Annotated in this window: 18 protein-coding genes, 1 pseudogene and 1 riboswitch; of the genes and pseudogenes, 4 read left to right on the top strand and 15 right to left on the bottom strand. The window is 35.0% G+C overall.

Annotation, left to right across the window (positions count from 1 at the left end):
* The first annotated feature begins 180 nt into the window (after positions 1-180).
* Positions 181-381, top strand: coding sequence for a cold-shock protein (locus LC087_RS02305; protein WP_226538886.1), 201 nt, complete (start codon positions 181-183; stop codon positions 379-381).
* A 36-nt stretch (positions 382-417) separates the two neighbouring features.
* On the opposite strand, the gene thiM is transcribed toward LC087_RS02305, so the two are convergent.
* The 6 genes from thiM to LC087_RS02275 form a co-directional block, all read right to left on the bottom strand.
* Positions 418-1,227 (bottom strand): hydroxyethylthiazole kinase, encoded by an 810-nt coding sequence (gene thiM / locus LC087_RS02300; protein ID WP_226538885.1) that lies wholly within the window; start codon positions 1,225-1,227, stop codon positions 418-420.
* A gap of 19 nt (positions 1,228-1,246) precedes the next feature.
* Complete coding sequence (locus tag LC087_RS02295; RefSeq protein ID WP_226538884.1) at positions 1,247-2,047, bottom strand: energy-coupling factor transporter transmembrane component T family protein; 801 nt, start codon at positions 2,045-2,047, stop codon at positions 1,247-1,249.
* A gap of 24 nt (positions 2,048-2,071) precedes the next feature.
* The gene (locus LC087_RS02290; protein WP_226538883.1) at positions 2,072-3,520 is read right to left on the bottom strand and encodes an ABC transporter ATP-binding protein; all 1,449 of its coding nucleotides are present in this window, start codon (positions 3,518-3,520) and stop codon (positions 2,072-2,074) included.
* Between the two features lie 16 nt (positions 3,521-3,536).
* Positions 3,537-4,118 (bottom strand): ECF transporter S component, encoded by a 582-nt coding sequence (locus tag LC087_RS02285; protein ID WP_226538882.1) that lies wholly within the window; start codon positions 4,116-4,118, stop codon positions 3,537-3,539.
* A 28-nt stretch (positions 4,119-4,146) separates the two neighbouring features.
* A complete protein-coding gene (gene tenA / locus LC087_RS02280; RefSeq protein ID WP_306020743.1) occupies positions 4,147-4,815 on the bottom strand; it encodes a thiaminase II in 669 nt (222 codons plus the stop codon).
* A gap of 111 nt (positions 4,816-4,926) precedes the next feature.
* A riboswitch (TPP riboswitch) is annotated at positions 4,927-5,029 on the bottom strand.
* Between the two features lie 153 nt (positions 5,030-5,182).
* Entirely contained in the window at positions 5,183-6,181 is a 999-nt protein-coding gene (locus LC087_RS02275; protein WP_226538881.1) for a C45 family autoproteolytic acyltransferase/hydrolase, read from the bottom strand.
* A gap of 152 nt (positions 6,182-6,333) precedes the next feature.
* On the opposite strand from LC087_RS02275, the gene LC087_RS02270 reads away from it, so the two are divergent.
* Entirely contained in the window at positions 6,334-8,052 is a 1,719-nt protein-coding gene (locus LC087_RS02270) for an ABC transporter ATP-binding protein (protein ID WP_306019876.1), read from the top strand.
* Positions 8,049-9,818 carry an ABC transporter ATP-binding protein gene (locus tag LC087_RS02265; RefSeq protein ID WP_226538879.1) on the top strand — a complete coding sequence of 590 codons (1,770 nt, stop codon included), beginning with the start codon at positions 8,049-8,051 and terminating at the stop codon, positions 9,816-9,818. The genes LC087_RS02270 and LC087_RS02265 overlap by 4 nt, the downstream gene beginning before the upstream one ends.
* A gap of 298 nt (positions 9,819-10,116) precedes the next feature.
* Here LC087_RS02265 and LC087_RS02260 read toward each other — a convergent pair whose 3' ends face one another.
* Positions 10,117-10,293, bottom strand: coding sequence for a hypothetical protein (locus tag LC087_RS02260; RefSeq protein ID WP_226538878.1), 177 nt, complete (start codon positions 10,291-10,293; stop codon positions 10,117-10,119).
* Between the two features lie 184 nt (positions 10,294-10,477).
* On the bottom strand, positions 10,478-11,491 hold the full coding sequence (locus LC087_RS02255) for a right-handed parallel beta-helix repeat-containing protein (protein WP_226538877.1): 1,014 nt from the start codon (positions 11,489-11,491) through the stop codon (positions 10,478-10,480).
* A 168-nt stretch (positions 11,492-11,659) separates the two neighbouring features.
* Between LC087_RS02255 and LC087_RS02250 the strand changes: the two genes are divergently transcribed.
* A complete protein-coding gene (locus LC087_RS02250) occupies positions 11,660-12,025 on the top strand; it encodes a YueI family protein (RefSeq protein ID WP_226538876.1) in 366 nt (121 codons plus the stop codon).
* 85 nt (positions 12,026-12,110) lie between these two features.
* On the opposite strand, the gene LC087_RS02245 is transcribed toward LC087_RS02250, so the two are convergent.
* The 7 genes and pseudogenes from LC087_RS02245 to LC087_RS02215 form a co-directional block, all read right to left on the bottom strand.
* The gene (locus LC087_RS02245; protein ID WP_226538875.1) at positions 12,111-12,785 is read right to left on the bottom strand and encodes a MerR family transcriptional regulator; all 675 of its coding nucleotides are present in this window, start codon (positions 12,783-12,785) and stop codon (positions 12,111-12,113) included.
* Positions 12,786-13,163: 378 nt separating this feature from the next.
* On the bottom strand, positions 13,164-13,976 hold the full coding sequence (gene nadE, locus LC087_RS02240; protein WP_226538874.1) for an ammonia-dependent NAD(+) synthetase: 813 nt from the start codon (positions 13,974-13,976) through the stop codon (positions 13,164-13,166).
* Positions 13,977-13,997: 21 nt separating this feature from the next.
* Positions 13,998-15,403: pseudogene (locus LC087_RS02235) on the bottom strand (nicotinate phosphoribosyltransferase).
* Positions 15,404-15,562: 159 nt separating this feature from the next.
* Positions 15,563-16,111, bottom strand: a complete 549-nt coding sequence (locus LC087_RS02230; protein WP_226538873.1) for a cysteine hydrolase family protein — start codon at positions 16,109-16,111, stop codon at positions 15,563-15,565.
* A 63-nt stretch (positions 16,112-16,174) separates the two neighbouring features.
* The gene (locus LC087_RS02225) at positions 16,175-16,492 is read right to left on the bottom strand and encodes a hypothetical protein (RefSeq protein ID WP_226538872.1); all 318 of its coding nucleotides are present in this window, start codon (positions 16,490-16,492) and stop codon (positions 16,175-16,177) included.
* A gap of 426 nt (positions 16,493-16,918) precedes the next feature.
* The gene (locus tag LC087_RS02220; protein WP_226538871.1) at positions 16,919-17,506 is read right to left on the bottom strand and encodes a GNAT family N-acetyltransferase; all 588 of its coding nucleotides are present in this window, start codon (positions 17,504-17,506) and stop codon (positions 16,919-16,921) included.
* 257 nt (positions 17,507-17,763) lie between these two features.
* Positions 17,764-19,242, bottom strand: a complete 1,479-nt coding sequence (locus tag LC087_RS02215) for a glycine betaine uptake BCCT transporter (RefSeq protein WP_306019870.1) — start codon at positions 19,240-19,242, stop codon at positions 17,764-17,766.
* Positions 19,243-19,359 lie beyond the last annotated feature (117 nt).

Genomic DNA, 19,359 nt, shown 5'->3' with positions numbered 1-19,359 from the left:
AATATTTTTTCCACTAGATGTTTCTTTTTTTATATTTGTATGTTAAGATGAATATACTATTGGCGTTCGGAATATGATGAGTGATAGCAGAAATACTTTTATGTAATTTTGTCTAGAATGAATATGTAAGAGCAAGAATAGTAATATTTTGTGCTTAATGGCACTAGGAGGAAATTTTTTATGAACACTGGTAAAGTAAAATGGTTTAACTCAGAAAAAGGTTTTGGATTTATCGAAGTTGAAGGCGGTTCTGATGTATTCGTACATTTCTCTGCTATTCAAGGCGAAGGTTTCAAAACTTTAGAAGAAGGTCAAACAGTTAACTTCGATATCGAAGAAGGACAACGTGGACCACAAGCTGCTAACGTAGTAGTAGCATAATTTATTAACCCCCTTCACTAAGAAGGGGGTTTTTCATTACCTTTTTTCTTCAATTAAAACTCGATTATATAGCTCAATCTCATCTATTTGCTCTAACTGATTTAAAAATTCAACTTGAAAACTGCCAATCCCTTTCCTCCCCTCTTTTTCAAAGGCTATTTCCGCCGCTACTGTGTAAAAACCAACCGCCGCAGCTGACGCTTCTACCGTATTTTCTTCTACCGCACAAAAGGCAGCAATGACAGACGATAACAAGCAGCCTGTCCCAGTCACTTTTGTTAAAGAGATATGACCGTTACTCATAACATACGTTGTTTCTCCATTTGTAATGACATCATCTTTCCCTGTAATCACAACCGTGCAGTTTAACTGCTTAGCAGCTTTTTTGGCTAAAGAGCTAAGGTCTTGAGAACCACTACCCGCATCTACTCCTTTTATTTCCCAAACTTCATCAATGACATTTGCCACTTCAGCGACATTTCCTCTTAAAAGAGTGATTTGAACTTCACTCATGATACGTTTGGCCGTCTCTGTTCGATAGGGAGTCGCTCCTGCACCGACGGGGTCAAAAATAACAGGAATCCCCTTTTTATTTGCTGCTCTTCCTGCTAAAATCATTGCTTCTACATCTGTTTCATTAAGGGTGCCGATGTTTAAAACAAGTGCTCCTGCAATCTTAACCATATCTTCTACTTCTTCTTTCGCATAGGCCATTACAGGTGACGCACCAACTGCTAACAATCCATTAGCCGTAAAATTCGTCACAACCACATTTGTAATGTTATGAATAAGCGGACACTGTTCTCTTACCTTTTTTAAGGTAAAGGTTATTTGTTCGTTGTTCATTAGATTTTCTCCTTTATAATTAATTATTTCTCACATCCAAAATATCAAAATATGGAAATTGTTGACTAGACATATAGGCAAGTGAAACCATCACTACAAAATAGAACACAAACACTACATCGTACTTTGAAAAAGAAATCTTATAATAATAGGTTCTCTCTTTGACTTGTGAAAACCTTTTTGCTTCCATCGCAACCGCAATTCGATGGGCACGTCTAATACTTTGGGACAACATGGGGATCGAAAAGGCTTTCAGTTTCTCATAAAATCCTTTGATTCCTTTCTTACTTTCTACTCCACGAATCCTCATGGCATAGCGTATCGTTTGAAATTCCTCAATCATAATCGGAATTAATCTTAAACCAGCCATAAAACTGTACGCATACTTTGGCGGAAGCTTTAATTGTTGCATCAATGAATAAAATAAATAAACAGGCCTCGTGGTTAATGCAAATGTCACACCTAAACCAGCAAAGGTTAATGCACGAAAACCAATATGTACTCCTCTAAAAAAACTTTCTTCTGTGATATGGATGAGTCCCCACTTAAACCAAGTGGTTTCACCTTCTCCAAATAAAATCATGGACATTGCCGTTGATATAAATATGAAGATAAAAGGAATCATAATTATGAGCACTCTTTTTATCGGATGACCTGAAAAACAGAGAAAAAGAATAAATGTAATGATCGTAAAATTTATCATATAGTTAATGTTATGAATAAACAGCACAAATAAAAACAGGACAACCATCGTCAGCAGTTTTAAGCTAGGGTTGATTTTATGAAGCCACGTTTCTTTATATGTAAAGTCAAATTGCACTGTCCTATCACCTCCAATCCTTTGTTACTTTTCCTTTTCTTTTCTAAAATAGTCTTTTGGATCTCCATCAAAAACAAGTGTTCCTTTCGAAATTTCCCACACTCTCGTTGAAAAGTGTTTAACGATTTCCATGCTATGTGTCACCATAATGATTGTCGTTCCTCTTCTTTGCCAATGTTCAATCATCTCTAAAATCGCAAACGTATTTTTCGCATCTTGCCCAAACGTTGGTTCATCTAATAAGACTATCTTTTGTTCTTTAATAATCGCTGCTGCTACACTAAGTCTTCGTTTTTGTCCCATGGATAACTGATAAGGATGTTGATTTTTTTGTTCATCTATTTTAAATTCATGAAGGAGCTTATTCGTTTTTTCTTCAACAAATATTTCATCATGCTTTTCTAATCTCAATGTAAAAGCGACCTCGTCAAAAACAGAGTTTGTGACAAATTGAAACTCGGGATTTTGAAAAACAAACGTCACTTGGTCGGTTAATTTTTTTATATTTTCTACTGTCTGTCCTTCAATGGAATAATCACCTGACGTTTTCACTAGCTTCATAAGGGCATGAAGAAGTGTACTCTTTCCAGCTCCATTTTCCCCAATAACCGTAATCCATTCTCCTTTTGTGACAGCTGCTTCTTCTATATCGATTTTTACTTTTTTCCCACGAAACCCTTTAAAATTTTTTAATGATATTTGAGGTTCCTCGGACTGGTCGTATGATAGTGATTCTCTTGATTCGATATAATCATCCCAAACACCCGGATACCAAATCCCTTGGTCAATGATTTCTTCTTTATAATTAGACAAGATCTCTTGTTTAGGTCCGTCTGCCATGATTTCTCCATTGGCATTCATTAAAATGATGCGATCAATAAAATCTAATACATGATTTAAGTTATGTTCCACAACGATAACGGTTTTATCCTCTGTAACCGATTTAATCGTCTCCCACACTTGCCTTGTACCTTTTGGGTCCAGCATAGCCGTTGGTTCATCTAAAAAAAGCACTTCTGGCTCAAGCGCCATAACAGAAGCAATTGCAAGTCTCTGTTTCATTCCTCCTGAAAGGGTTTGAATTGATGTGTGGAGATTTTCAATATCAAGACTGACCATATTGATATAATGTTTAATTTTTTCGTTCATTTCTTGACGAGGAATCTGTAAGTTTTCTAAAACGAAAGCGATTTCTTCATCCACAAAAGGCATACAAAATTGCGTGTCTGGATCTTGAAAGACGTAACCCCATGAATTTGGGATTGTTTGTTTTTCAACTTTGATTGGCACCTCAATCGAATGAGGAATCAAACCTGACAACACTTGTAACAACGTTGATTTTCCGCACCCTGAAGGACCTAATATTAATACTTTTTCTCCTTTAATAAAAGAAGAGGAGACATCTTTAAATAATAAAGATGAACTCCCTGGAAATTTGAGTCGTAAATCTGTTACACTAGCTTCTTTTGACATGCTATACACATCCTAATTATTTCTCTAATGCATCATAATCTTCTTTCGATGCAGGTCGAACAAGATTCGTCACACCTGTTGCTTCCAATGCTTTAACAAGATAATAGGCAAACACTCCAGCAATGAGTACCGATCCAAGTAATCTTGCACCTACTAATAATAATAAGTTCCACGTTTCTAAACTAGTAATATAACCTTGATAATAATCCCCAATTAATGAAGCAACCCCTGATGCAAACGCTGCTATAGAAACGATCATAATATCGTATCGTTTATAACGTGCTGCCGCAAAAACAAGTTCAGCAAACAGTCCCTGTAGAATTCCATATACTAAAACCGACAACCCAAATTCTGATCCTGTAATAAATTCTGCAGAGGCAGCTGCTGTTTCTGCAAGTAAGGCAACACCGGGTTTACGAATGATTAAAAACGCAACCGTTGCGGCAATAAACCACATACCATAGATTAAGTCTTCAATATGTAAACCCATCGGCTTTACTGTTGCCCAAAGCGGGCCCCATAATTTATAAACGATTCCAAAAACAATTGCAATTACGATGGTTACTAAAATATCTGTTAAATTTAATCCTTTTTTCATCTTTAAACACCTTCATTCTTTTCTCTCTTTATTGATTAACTAACCATGTTTCTTTTTGATAAGCCATTTCCCAAAACATGAGCTCATATTGACTACTAATCATAAAATGCTCTTTCATTCTTTCCTTATCTTCTTCTGAAGCGTTCTCAGCAATCTCATCTAATAGGTGAAGTACTTCTTCTACAAGCTGACGGAACCAGTCTCCACCATATGTTGCAATCCACTCTTGGTAAATAGGTTCATCTGGCTTTTTATCAGCAAGGTTTTCCCCGATTTCATAGTATAACCAATAGCAAGGTAATAATGCTGCAATCGTATCACCGATTCGCCCTGTAAAGGCAGATCGATACATGTGAGACGTATAAGAATAAGCCGTTGGTGCAGGTTTAAAGTTCGCTAGCTCACCCTTTGTCACACCTAGCTGCTCAATAAAGTTTTTATGAAGTGATAATTCTGCTTCACTTGTCCCAATCGCATGAGAAGCTAAACGACTGGTCATATGTAAATCTTTCGCTTGCGAAGCAGCAATCGATTGAACTCTGGAAAAATGATTTAAATAATACGAATCTTGTAATACATAATATTTAAACCGATCAAGAGACAACGTTCCTTCTCCGAGCTCTTTCACAAACGGATGGTCAAAACTAGCTTGCCAAATGGAATCGGCTTCCTTTCTCAATTGTTTTGTAAAGCACATCATTTAATCGCCACCTTACTGTTTTTTAATCGTTTCACTAGGAGGTAAATGTAAAAAGAATATTTTGCCAATAAAAAACCACTCTACGAAAGAGTGGGAAATAGACATACCAAGTCCATTCATCCACTTTCCTACGCTAGTATAATCTAGATCAGGTACAAGGGTTGAAGCAACAGCTTCTCTCAGCATTTCATATGCACCCCTAGTGGTAAACGATCATATTTAATTCAAAATAAAGATTACTATACTTTTTGATTGAATACAAGAGATATATTTTTTAAGAGGAGTAAAAGCTTAATATAAATGAAGTGTCTTTGCTACTTGTTCTCCATTGGTCATCATTCTTTTCTCAAATCTTCATCCCTTATCAACGAGTTATGATTCCTGTCAGTTCAGATAGAGTCATATTCTCTCCCTTAACCCAATTATCAAAAGGAATCACAATCTTCTCTCCATTGGCTAAACAAGTTGTAATTGTTTTACTTTTATACTCGTACATAATCGTATGTAACGTACCAAACAGTTCATCATAGTATTTAAAAAAGAAAGGAGATTCTTCCTTACGAAATAAGTCAAACACTTCGTTTGCGTTCATATTCTGATCCTTGATTTCCTCAAATGAATCAAGTCTTTTAGTAGAGAGTTGGATGTTTTCGCGATTATAATGTGTTAACTCTTGATGCTGAAAATGATTGACACAAGGTAGCCTATCTACTGCTTCTCTCACCATTACTTTTGTTGGACTCGCTTCAACAACCACTTTCATACCAGTTGAATCTGCAATTGAAAAATTGTAACAGGCGGCGTGCGGAATCTCCTTTAATAAGTCGATTGCTTCTTTAGCGGATCCACATCGATCTAACACCATCCGAACGGCAGCCCAAGCAGAAACTTGAGGTTGATAATCTTTAAAGCTAACAAAATGTAACCCTGCCACAACTCCTTTCTCATTGACCCCATCGTGACGTCCTAATAAACTTAAATTATAACCAGCAGATGCAAAAGTCTCGTCTTGTTGAATAAGAGAGAATATACCATCATAGTAATCTGGAGAGAAATCATAGTTCCTCACATAAAAGTCGTGAGTCATTAAAGCAGAACAACCCATCACAGAAAGCTTCGGTACTGCAAATCCACTGTATAAGGAAGCTGCTCGTTCATAAGGTATTTCAAGTCTTTCAGCTATCCCCTGTAGCTCTTCAATAAAATGTGGAGCAAATGTTTCATACACCTTTTCCATTTCCTCTATGTTGATAGTAGGAACTTCCCCTTGTAAGTGTGTATATTCCACATACTTTCGTGCTACCTCTTGCCCTACATGGTATGCACTCCCTCTACTTTGAACGATTTCAACTTGGTATTCCACTATTTACCCATCCCCCTTTAATATCCGTTCATTCTTTAACAATTTTATACTATAACTCTAAAAAAATTCAAACGAGTTGAATATTTTTACTCTAACCGTGTCTTTTATTATAATTAAGTTTTAAGTGAAATCATAAAAGGTAGGAGGTCACGATGAAAAGAATATATCAATACGTCCTAAACCATAAAGTTTCCATGTGGATCGCCTTATTCCTTATGGGAATTGAACTCTTAGTCGAGTTAAGTCAACCCATTATTATGGGGATTATTATAAATGAAGGAATCATCGAAAGAGATATTCAAGCGGTTTATTTTTGGGGAAGCATGCTATTTGCTTCTGCCATACTTGCTTTTATTGCAGGAATCGCCAACACTTATTTTTCTTCTCAAGTAAGTCAAAATGTAGGCTTTCACATAAGAAAAGATCTATTTCATAAAATTCAGTATTTACCCATTGAGCGGTTTAGAAATTATAGTGAATCAACCTTAATCACTCGAGTGACGAACGATGTTAGTCAAGTGCAAGCATTTGTATTCATTTCTTTACGAATCATGCTACGGGCACCCCTATTTATCATTGGATCGCTAATCTTAGCCATCATTGTTAACGTTAAATTAGGAATTCTTTTGTTATTGACTGTCCCATTTCTATTTTATTTTATCATACATATGTTAAATAAAGGGATTGATCTTTTTAAAAAAGGGCAAGTACAAGTCGATCACGTCAATCATGTTCTCCAAGAAAATTTAACCTCGATAAAATTGATTAAAGCTTTCTCTAGACATGCATTCGAGAGTAAAAGATTTCAATCAGCTACAGACAATTTGATGAAAGTGAATCGAAAGGCTCTAAGAGTTATGGAAGTGCCTATGCCGTTATTTATGTTAGGAATGAACTTGACTATCATATTTATCTTACTTTTAGGAACAAATCAAGTGGATGCAGGTACAACCAATGTCGGAGATGTAGTGGCTGTGATCAACTATGGAACGAAAATCATGTTCTCTTTTTCGCTCTTTTCTTTTCTCTTACTTTTTTACTCTAGAGGAAGAGCGTCAGCTAATCGAGTGGATGAAATCTTAAATGAAAAGGAAGAAGTAACTCCCACTCATTCGTTTCAAACGATGAATAAAATTCATCAGTTTTCATTTGAGCAAGTCTCATTTAGTTATCCAACTAGCCAAATGGATCAATTGAAAAACGTAGCTTTTAACGTTAATGAAGGAGAAACAATTGGAATTCTTGGTTCTACAGGATCTGGTAAATCGGCCATCTTTGAGCTTATCATAAGCATGTATCAACCTACCCAAGGAACCATAACTATAAACGGAACAAAAATGAATGCAATGCCACTACAACAAATAAGAAGTTTAATGAGTATCGTTCCACAAGAAAATCAGTTATTTTCAGGAACGTTAAAGGAAAACATTCGCTTTGGAAACCGTTTTGCAACCGACGATGACATCATACAAGCTTGTAAAGATGCACAAATACATACCTTTATCGAAAGTCTTCCTGAAGGGTATGATACGTATTTAGGTCAAAAGGGGATATCACTGTCAGGAGGGCAAAAGCAACGACTATCGATAGCCCGCGCCCTCGTTCGAAAGCCTTCCCTCCTACTTCTTGATGACAGTACGAGTGCGTTAGATAGCCAAACCGAGAGTCGATTTTTAAAATCGTTATCTACAATCAATTGTATAACGATTATAATTGCTCAAAAGATCAGTTCTGTATTGGAATGTGATAATATTCTTTACCTAGAGGACGGGACCATTATTGGTCAAGGAACACATGAGCAATTACTGAATAGTTGCCAGCCTTATCGTGATCTTTACAGCTCACAACAAGAAAAGGGGGAGGTTATTTGAAAAACATAAAAATAAACAACTGGCAATATACATTTTCAAAATTATGGCGCTATCTCTCTAAACAAAAAGTTCTTCTTTTCCTCGTCACCTTGCTTGTTTTTGTTAGTTCAGGATTATCTTTACTGGGACCCTATTTACTTGGATTTACTATTGATCAATTTCTTCTTTACAACAAAGGAGATGAGTCCTATTATCTTATTTTCTTTTTAATCTCTATTTACATTGCTCAATCGATTTTTTTATTTTCACAAAACTATTTAATGATTGGGATTGCTCAAAATACTGTTACAGCAATAAGAAATGATTTTTTCAATCACATTCAAGGACTTCCTTTACGCTTCTTTCAACAAACGAAACAAGGAGATTTAATGAGTCGTTTAACCAATGATATCGAAAATATTAGTCGTACGCTGAATAGTGCCTTTATTCAAGTGTTAACTAGTGTTGTTACCATTATCGGAACCTTTATTTTAATGATTTGGTTAAGCCCTCTTTTAACATTGATTACACTGACCATTGTCCCCGTTATGTACTTCGGCATGCGATGGATCACAAATCGAACGAAACGTTTCTTTAAATTGCAACAAAGAGATTTAGGTGAAATGAATGCACTTATAGAAGAAATTTTTTCTGGTCAAGAAATCATTAAAAGTTTTTCAAAAGAAAACGATATGATTGAAGAATTTAATCAAAAAAACCTAGCCTTGAAATATTCAAGTTATTGGGCACAAACGTATACAGGTTTTATTCCTAAACTCATGAATATGTTGAATAACGTTGGTTTTGCTTTAATTATTGGTGTGGGAGCACTATTTGCTTTTAACAATTATGCGGGTGTTACAGTTGGAATTATCGTGACCTTCACAACGTATGCTAGACAATTCACCCGACCTTTAAATGACTTAGCAAATCAATTCAACCTTTTATTATCCGCTTTTGCAGGTGCTGAACGTGTGTTTGTCATTATGGAAGAAAACCATGAAAATATTGATAGTGAAAACTCGACTGATCTTCCTCCTATAAAGGGCCATGTTCTATTTGATCATGCAACGTTTTCTTATACAGCAGATGAAGTTGTTTTAAAAGATATTAACTTAGCAGTCTCTCCTGGACAAAAAGTCGCTATCGTGGGTCCAACAGGCGCTGGAAAAACAACGTTAACAAATCTTCTATCAAAATTTTATCCTTTAGAAAACGGACACATTTATATTGATGGAATGAATCTTAATGAAGTAAACCAAGCGTCCATAAGAAAGCAAATTGGTTATGTGCTACAAGACACATTCCTTTTTCAGTCAACCATTATGGAAAACATCCGATATGGTCGATTAAATGCATCAGACGAAGAAGTCATTGAAGCTGCTATAAAGGCAAGAGCGGATGATTTTATTAAAAAGTTACCAGAAAGATACCAAACCATGTTGGATGCAAGAGGAACAAATATAAGCTTCGGCCAACGACAGCTCATCTCAATTGCGCGAACGATTTTAAGTGAGCCGAACCTTTTAGTTTTAGATGAAGCAACAAGTAATATTGATACGTTAACCGAGAAAAAAATTAAAGCCGGACTCGATTATTTAATGTATAATAAAACGAGCTTTATTATCGCTCATCGCCTTAACACCGTTAAGGATGCCGACTTAATTATTGTCCTTAAAGAAGGGAAGATTATCGAAAAAGGGACACATGATCAATTGTTAGCTCAAGGTGGATATTATGCAAGTATGTACAAGACTCAAACAATTAATGAAGTACTGACATCTTAAGAAAAGCACAAGCGGCCGTTTAGCGACGCAGGTGCTTATAGCCCCCCGCATGAGATATAGGAAACACGAAATGCCGCAGGCTTCGATGTTGACTTATCGTAGAGAGGAGGGCGAAGCAACACCAGTCGCTGGGCGCTGGAGCTAGACAAAAATAAAAGCACCATCCGAATAAGGACAGATTTTTTATACTTTCTTACTCTGTAAGAAAAGCACAAGCGGCCGTTTAGCAACGAGTAATAAAGAAACCTTCAAAAGGGCTGTCTATGATTAGACAGCCCATCACATTCATCATTATCTATTATTTCACCTCTCGAAAACTCCCCCGAACGTTCCGTATGAGCCACTCCTTTAAATATTCTTGATAAATAGAATACTTTTGAATATCCGATTTTCCAACTACTATTTCGTCTGGGATTTCAATAACCTCTTCAAACTTTAGTTGTGATGAATGAGTTGAAAATTTCACTTTTGCCATCTTCATTACCGCTCCTTTTAAAAGAGGTGTTCAAGAAGTTTTTAAAACGTCTTCTCTTGACTTCTTGAACAAAACCAATATTGAAAACCCTTACATGTCCAATCAAATTATCAATTTGTTATTATTATATAAATATATCCTTTCAATGTCTACATTTTTTTGATAATATTCCAATTTTTAATTTTTATTCTTCTTGTATTGGATGAAACGTTTCACATTTATTTTGCTCGAACATATTACTTTCTCCTTCATTAAGAACATCCGTTTTATTATGAAAAATGAAGTTAGTCCTTAAACAATTTCCACTAGAGGATTCATTAAGTGAAATTCCAACCTCACCATTATTTTGTATTTGATTTGTATCTATACTATTTTTCGATCCATTAACTACAATACCAATCCTCTCATTTTGTTCAATGGTATTTTTGTGAATTCTATTTAATTCTCCATCATTCATACTAATTCCTTGTTCATTAAGGACAAGGCGATTTGACCATACCAAATTGTTACCTCCTAGTTCCACACCGCATAATCCATTTTTTTCTATTATATTATTATAAAGAAAATTCTTTTTGCCAAACAATTTGCATCCTGATCCGTTATTTTTAACAATATGTGTTTTCGTAATGACGTTTTGACTCCCTTTTCCACTTAACCCGTTTTCTTCATTCTCAGAAAAAAATAGATCAGAAATGAAATTTTTACTACCTTCTAATAATGCCCCATCCTTTTTATTCAATATACTTCTACAGCTAATAAAGTAATTGTCTCCAGAAAAAACAGTAAAACCGTTAACTCCATTGGTTTTAAAAATAACATCACTTATTAAATTGCGCTCAGACATGAGTTTAATTTTCAGCCCGCTAACATGATTTTCTGAAATAAACAAATCATTCAATACATTTTCAGTTCCACTTATTTGCAGACCATTTTCTGAAAATCGAATAATTTTTAACCCTTCAATTGTGACTCGACTTGCTATAATGTTTATTCCATTTTGATTAGGTCCTACACCTAAGCCATCAAGGATGACCTCTCCACTTTTATCCCCAATTAATTTAAGATTATCTTTTCCTTTCGGGATTGTGACCGCTTCTTTATATATACCTTCTGAAATAGTAATGGTGTCACCTTGAACAGCTTGGTCAATGGCTTGTTGAATGGTCTTAATTTCAGAAGAAGGGACTTTAATTATCATTTGTTCTCCTCCCTTAATCAAACTTATAACCCTTGGTATAACATATTATCTGTTAAAACAAATTATTAGTAGATACAATACACATCCATTATTCACCTTGATATAATGGATAACATAAAAAGTTCATCCTTCGATAACAAGAACATTCTTTAGAAAGAAGGGGTATATATGGGCAAAGATGATGTAAATGATTATTTAAATAGAGGAATGTATGGGACGAAGCAAACAAAGGTGGAGGAAAGAAATCGCTTTTTAAGTACTTTGCGGGAGAGAATTGTCATTGCTTTAACGAAAAGTCAGGTTAGAGAAACTGGCACTTACAAACAAGTAATTGATGAAATGAACAAGAACCCGGAAACCACTCTTTATTTGAATGGGAATATGAATTATACATACTTAAGAGACTATATAATAAAAGCAACTCAATTAAATATCCCTTTTCAAATGGTAACAGTTAAAAATACCCAAACTGACATAGGGTTAGTCTTATCCTATCCATACGCAATTAATAAAGAAGAAATATTTATTGAATAAGGAAGCAGGAATCCGGCATTATTAAGATAAGGTGATAAAATTCAGGGGGCTTCACCCTCAAATTTGATCACCTTTTGGTTATTTCTTATTTCACAAAACCAGCAAGACCTTTTAACAATTGAAACTTCTTATTTTCGTTTCTCTGATCCTTTTTCTTTTGATATTTTTCTACAAATGATAAAAACCGCTGCTCTCTCTCATCCAGTTTTTCTTTTAGTTGTTCTTGTTCGCTACTTATTTTAATCTGATAAAGGTCCCTTTCATTTAGAGATGTCTCTTCAAGTTGATCAATTTTCACTGACAATTCCGTTAACGCTTTTTTTTGTTCATTTATTTGTAAAGTTGCTGCACTTTCTACTTCATGATGAACAATTTCTTGTATACTTTTTATTAATCGCTCCTCCTTATTTTTCTCATTTTCTCTTGAATCCTTATCTAAATAGCATTGAACTTTTTCTATCAATGCGGTCACGTTATAAATATCCGGGATAAATTCTTCTTGTTTAATGGGCATTGTTGTTTTCTCTTCATGAAGCTTATTTAACTCCATTTTAATATCTTGGTCGCTAGTACCGGTTTCTTTCATCTCTTTAATCATATGAAACAAATCGATCGTCTCTTCCGTATATACTCTCGCATTGTTTGAATCACGATCAACAAATAAACATTCGGAAAACTCGTCCTCCCATGTCTTTAATTGATTGTTTTTGACCTTTAACTTTTTAGCAGCTTTAGAGATCGTCATCTTATTCTCTGACATTAGAAACACTCCTTTTTAAAGTTTGTTTCTTAACTCTATTCCCCATCGACTAAAGCCAAATCCTGCTAGACGACAAAGGTTCTAAAAACAAGTCAACAATTGCTATTATCCTTTGTATTTTTTAAGAAATGCGCAAGCGGCCGTCTAACGACGACAACAAATTTATCATCATCTAAAAACGCCCACGCCCTGTAAGCTAACGATGATGCTAGCACTTCCTGTGCGTCGACATATGAATGTGATGGAACGTCAACTAAGGTCAGTTCACCTCATGTGACTAACGTTGACGCTACCACATCGTGTGGATCGGAGTCGTTGGGCGCTTGAGCCAGAAAAAAAGCACAAAACCTTGTAAAATAAGGATTTTGTGCTTTTGATTTATTTCCACCACGTATCATACATCGTGGCAGGTACTTGTCTTTTATGTTCCGTAGCTACATACCTTTTTTCAATTCGCGCACTCTTTATACCAATATCCTTCCCTTCTAAATAATCATCAATTTCATCATAAGTCATCCCTAATTCTGTTTCATCCTCTTGCTGAGGAACATTGTCCAATAAGTCAGCAGTTGGCTTTTTCTTATACAGTTGTTCTGGAGCTTGTAGCTCTTGTAATAAAGCTCTCCCTTGTCTTTTATTCAACCCTGTTAATGGTAATAAATCTGCACCACCATCTCCATACTTTGTGAAAAACCCAGTGAGTGCTTCCGCAGCATGATCCGTTCCAATAACTAATAAGTTATGCTCCCCTGCAAATGCATACTGAGTAATCATTCTAACTCTCGCCTTTACATTTCCTTTATTAAAATCTGACAACGGTTGATTCGAAGTAGCAAAGTGTTCAGCAAAGGCATCAACAGTCGTTGAAATATTAAAGGTTTTAGCTATATCTGGTTTAATAAACGAAATTGATAATTGTGCATCGTCTTCATCTAGTTGAGATTTATAAGGTAATCTAAGAGCGTAAAAGGTTACTTCATAGCCTTCCTGTCTTAATTCCTCTACTGCTATTTGAGCAAGTCTACCCGAAAGGGCTGAATCTTGGCCTCCACTAATTCCAAGAACAAATCCTTTTGCTCTTGTATGGATCAAATAGTCTTTTAAAAAGCGAACTCTCTTATCAATTTCTTCTTTAGGATTAATACTTGGCTTAACATGTAAATCGCTAATGATTTTTTCTTGTAAACTCACGATTACTCCTCCTATCTTGAATCAGTCTTTAACTTCCAATGAGTTTTTTATCTTGGCAATAATTTCGACCTTGTTTTTCCACACTAATTCGCTTAAGTCTACTGGGTACTCATGAGGATTCAATGTCCTTTTGTACTCGTCCCAAAGTAAAGCTAAATTCCCCTTGACTTTTTCTTGTATCTCTCTCACTTGAGGTGTTGTATACAAGAGTTCCCCATCTTTAAAAATGGTCTTATGCAGATCGATCGCATTAAAGTCGTCCACATTTTTACTTAAATATGTATAAACAGGATGGAACATATGAAGTTGTTTTTGTTTATTAGGGTCTTCTGTATACAAAGAAATATAATCTCCTTCAGATTTCATCGTTCGATTATTAATGATACGAAAGACCTTTTTAATACCTGGAGTGGTTACTTTTTCTGGATTAGCACTAATCTTAATCGAATCTTTCATCTCACCTTGATCATTTTCAATAGATACAAGTTTATAAACTGCTCCAAGTGCGGGCTCATCATAAGCCGTTATTAATTTAGTTCCAATACCCCAAATATCGATTTTTGCACCTTGGAGGTTTAAATTTAATATTTTTTCTTCATCTAAATCGTTTGAAGCTATGATCTTCGTATCAGTGAACCCTGCTTGGTCGAGCATCTTTCTCGCTTCTTTTGATAAATAAGCCATATCTCCACTATCTAAGCGGATCGCATTAAAATTAATTTTCTCCCCAAACTCTTTTGCTACTTTGATTGCATTTGGAACCCCTGACCTAAGCGTATCATACGTATCGACTAAGAAAACACAGTCTTTGTGAGAATCGGCGTATTTCTTAAAAGCGATATATTCATCTTGATAAGCTTGTACAAATGAATGAGAATGTGTCCCAGCCACTGGAATGTTGAACATTTTACCTGCTCTAACATTCGATGTAGCCTCAAATCCTCCAATGAAAGCAAGCTCTCGCTCCCCAAAAGTGCTGCATCCCATTCGTGTGCTCGTCTTGATCCAAATTCAAGAGCAGAAGCCTCTCCGATAATTTGCTTCATTCGAGATGCCTTGGTTGCAATTAAAGTTTGATAGTTGATTATATTTAAAATCGCCGTTTCAATTAGCTGAGCTTCTGCTAAATTAGATTCAATTTGAATAAGAGGTTCTCCACCAAAAACAACCTCTCCTTCTACCATCGATCGAACAGTCCCTGTAAATCTTATTTCTTTCAAGAAAGAAATAAAATCTTCATCATAACCTAATTGATCTCGCAAATAAGCTAAATCACTCTCTGTAAAGGAAAAGTTGTTTAAATAACTAATTACTTTCTCCAAACCTGCAAAAACCGCATAACCATTTCCAAAAGGAATGCTTCTAAAAAAAACTTCAAAAACGGCTCTTCGGTCAGCAATGCCATCTCGCCAATAAGATTCAACCATGTTTATTTGATATAAATCTGTATGTAATGAAAAGCTATCATCCCTATAAGTCAAGTAGATCACCCTTACAATTATAGTAGTCTAGATCTTTTAAAAAGTACAAAAACAACACTGAAGAGTTAAGGAGACTCTTGTGAAGAAAGATCCAGCATTCAATAACTAAATAACTTTCGCTCCTAAACAGCTTTTAAAATGATCGAGTGCCCACTGGTGACCAGCTTGATTAAAGCTTGCTACCGCCTCTTGATGAACAACAATTTGAAAACCTTTATTGTAAGCATCCATTGCCGTATGAAGAACGCAAATATCCGTACAGACACCTGTTAAATACAGTTCTTCTATCCCTCTTTCTCGCAACAGTATTTCGAGATTTGTACCAGCAAATGCACTGTACCTTGTTTTATCAAGCCAGATCACTCGACTGTTTTTCTTATTGGATTCGTACACCCCTTTTAAACGACCAAATAGTTCTCTCCCCTTTGTACCTCTTAAATTATGTGGAGGGAATAATTCGGACTCTGGATGGTACATATTATCTCTTTCATGAACATCAGTAGCAAAAAAGACATAATCGTTATTTTGAATAAACTTTTCAGTCAATTCAACCATTTGAGGCTCTATTATTCGAGCTGGTTCTCCACAAGTTAATGCCCCATCTTCAGCAACAAAATCATTCGTATAATCAATCGTAATAAGTGCTTTTGCCATGTTTTAAGACCTCCCTTTGTCACTATATTAAGCTTAAAAATATAAGTCAGTATATTTTAAAATTTATCTTTTTATCTGTATTTCAAATAAATACTCTTGATATTTTTCAACAAATCGGCGTAAGCGTTTTTCTAATTTTTTTAAATCTCTCTTTGTCACACCTTCCATTGTAACATAACTAAATGTCTTTATTTGTTCTTCAACGTTTATATACTCTTGTTCTGCAATAGAAATCAAGTTATTTAAAGACTTTCTTTCATCATGAACTGGATTTTTAGGTATATTCTTCAATAAATCCCCTGAATCCCAAACCCCTTGATACTGAATAGCAATTCGATTGATCTCATTATAAGCTTGTTTATACAAATTTTTACTTTTCACTACGATTCCTCCTTAAAATACTTTAATGGTTTGTTCTTAATAAAGAACATGACAATATTACGTAAGATCCTGTTTCACAGTGATTTTAACTACTATGTTAATGGTAAAATAAGGAGCAATAATTTTAAATCATACATTGTTACTATTTTTTCCAGCGTGCATAGGTATTAAGACCCTTTTTTATAAATATGAGTGTTATAAAGGTATCCATGATTATTACAATATTTTTCTGTAAAAATTAGAATACTTTTTCTTTTTTACTTAGATAAATATATTTCTACCCTTTTTGCCTATAAAGTTTAAGATAAAAAGCAAAATTATTTATTCATTGTTGTGGGATCCCTCTTTTTTCTTAAAAGTTAAAAAAAAGACCCTCTTTTCAGAAAGTCTTTTGTCATTTTATTTGAAATAGTAGGAATAAAAGAATCAGCTTTTTATTCCTGATTGAATTTGCTCTAAAATATCGTCTTTTTCTTGATCGAGGGTTAAAACCTCTTCAACAGGTTGATAGGATTCACCGTAGATCTCATCATCTTTATACGTATGAATTTCTTCATAAGTTTTTTTCATTTTTTCGAGAATACTCTCTTCGGATTCATTTGTTGGAGTCCAATATAAAATCTCCATCACATTTAACTCATCAGTTGCAAGCGATTTTCTTTCATAACCAATCCTCTTGGCATGCCTAAAATCTTCACGAGCATAAAAATGTAACCTTTTTTCCGTATCACTATCTTGGTAATTCACAGGCTCAACCTCTAAAATAATCGCTTTATTTTTATTTTTAAGTCGATCGATAATTTTATGCCCAATGCCTTTCCCTCTTGCATCTTTGGATACATAAATATAGTCAATAAAAATAAAATCTTTTAACTCTGCATAGAGAAGGACATGATAAGGTCCCTCGTCCTTTTTGTAAATGTCCCCTTTTTCATTCAGCAGAAGATTAAAATGTTTTTCAGATTTCATTTCTTGTACAGGAAAGTATTGATTAAGCTTTTCATACCAATTCATAAGTGACCTCCTTAGTTTATCGACACCATCTTAACATAATCAAAATATTGGAACAAATTCTAAATAGGGAGATTTTTCTTTAAATCACGTGATATTTTCCTGATAATTAAGAAAACTATTACTTTTTTTATAATTCCTCTACATTGATTGATATTTCTATAGGAATGACCCATACAAGTTACAGATACCTCGTCACATCGGTTTATTCACCATTACTTGTTACTTTATAGCGAACAACCTTCTCTGTTCCTAAAGCTTTAAAAAAAAGAAAAGACTACACAAATCAGAATGATGGCAAACGGGAGCGCAGCAATAATGGAAGCTCTTTGCAATGCTGCAAGTCCACCACTATACAAAAGAATCGCAGCTGAAGCGGATTGTATGATTCCCCACACAAACTTTATGAAATTAGATGGATTTAAACTTCCATTTGTCGTTTGCATCCCTAGAACAAAAGTCGCAGAATCTGCCGATGTAATAAAAAAGGTACTAATAAGCAATACAGCAATAAATGACATTAAAGATCCTAATGGAAATTCTTCAAAGACAGAAAAGAGGGCAATTTCCGTTCCTTGTTCATTGATAATATCTAATATCGCAATGCTATCAAAATGTTGTAAATGAAGGGCTGATCCTCCAAATACAGAAAACCATAACGCTCCAAAAATTGTTGGCACTAATAAAACGCCTAAAATAAATTCTCGAATGGTTCTACCTCTTGATATTCTTGCAATAAACATGCCTACAAATGGAGCCCATGAAATCCACCAAGCCCAATAAAAGATTGTCCAATCTTGCACCCATGTGTTATCAGCATTAAATGGAGTTAACCGAAAACTCATGGATGGTAAATTTTGAACATATACACCTAATGTAGTCGTAAAGAAATCCATAATAAAATTAGTAGGACCTGTAAACAAAAGGAACAACATTAATAATATAGCCAAAATCACATTAATATTACTTAAATATCTGATCCCCTTATTTAGCCCTGTTTGAGCAGATAGCATAAATAGGACGGTCACGATAGCAATAATAATGAGTTGAGTGGTAATATTGTTCTCAATGCCGCTAAATAAATAGGAGGCACCCCCACTTATTTGTATAGCTCCCAATCCTAAAGAAGTTGCCACGCCAAAAATGGTAGCAAAGACAGCAATAAAATTAATCAGTGTTCCAAGAGGTCCATCTACACGGTCTCCGAAGATAGGCCTAAGAATTCCACTAATAATCCCATTCTCTCCTTTTCGAAAAGTAAAATAGGCAAGTGCAAGTCCTAAAACAGAATAAATCGCCCATGGATGTAGTCCCCAATGAAAAAAGGAATAACGCATGGCATCCTTCGCTGCTTGATCTGTGAATCCTTCTCCAACAGGTGGAGTACTATAATGATACATGGGCTCTGCTACTCCCCAAAAAACGAGACCAATCCCCATTCCAGCACTGAAAAGCATTCCAAACCACGTTATATAATTATATTCTGGCTCTGAGTCGTTTGGTCCAAGCTTGATAGTTCCATATTTTGTAAACAACAACCAAACTGCAAACACTAGAAAGAACGTAGCGGTTAACAAATAGAACCAGCCAAACTTTTCGATAATAAATTTATGTACAGAAGTTGTAACTGACTCTAAACTGGCACTTCCTAACGATTCTTCTGGGATGACTCCCCATATGATAAAGAGGATCGCGACCGTGACCGATATGATAAAAACGGATGTAAATTTTCTATTCAAGATTAACCCTCCTTCTATTTAACACTGAACATGTATGGGGTTAGTATTGTAATAAAAAAACAGGGTTATTCATTTTATTTCTTATAGTGCGTGTTCAAAAAGTAGGGAAAAAAGGAC

Origin of the sequence: Bacillus carboniphilus, assembly GCF_020524035.2 — a bacterium.
Lineage (GTDB): Bacteria > Bacillota > Bacilli > Bacillales > JAIVKR01 > Bacillus_CC.
This window is presented reverse-complemented; position numbering and strand designations above follow the sequence as displayed.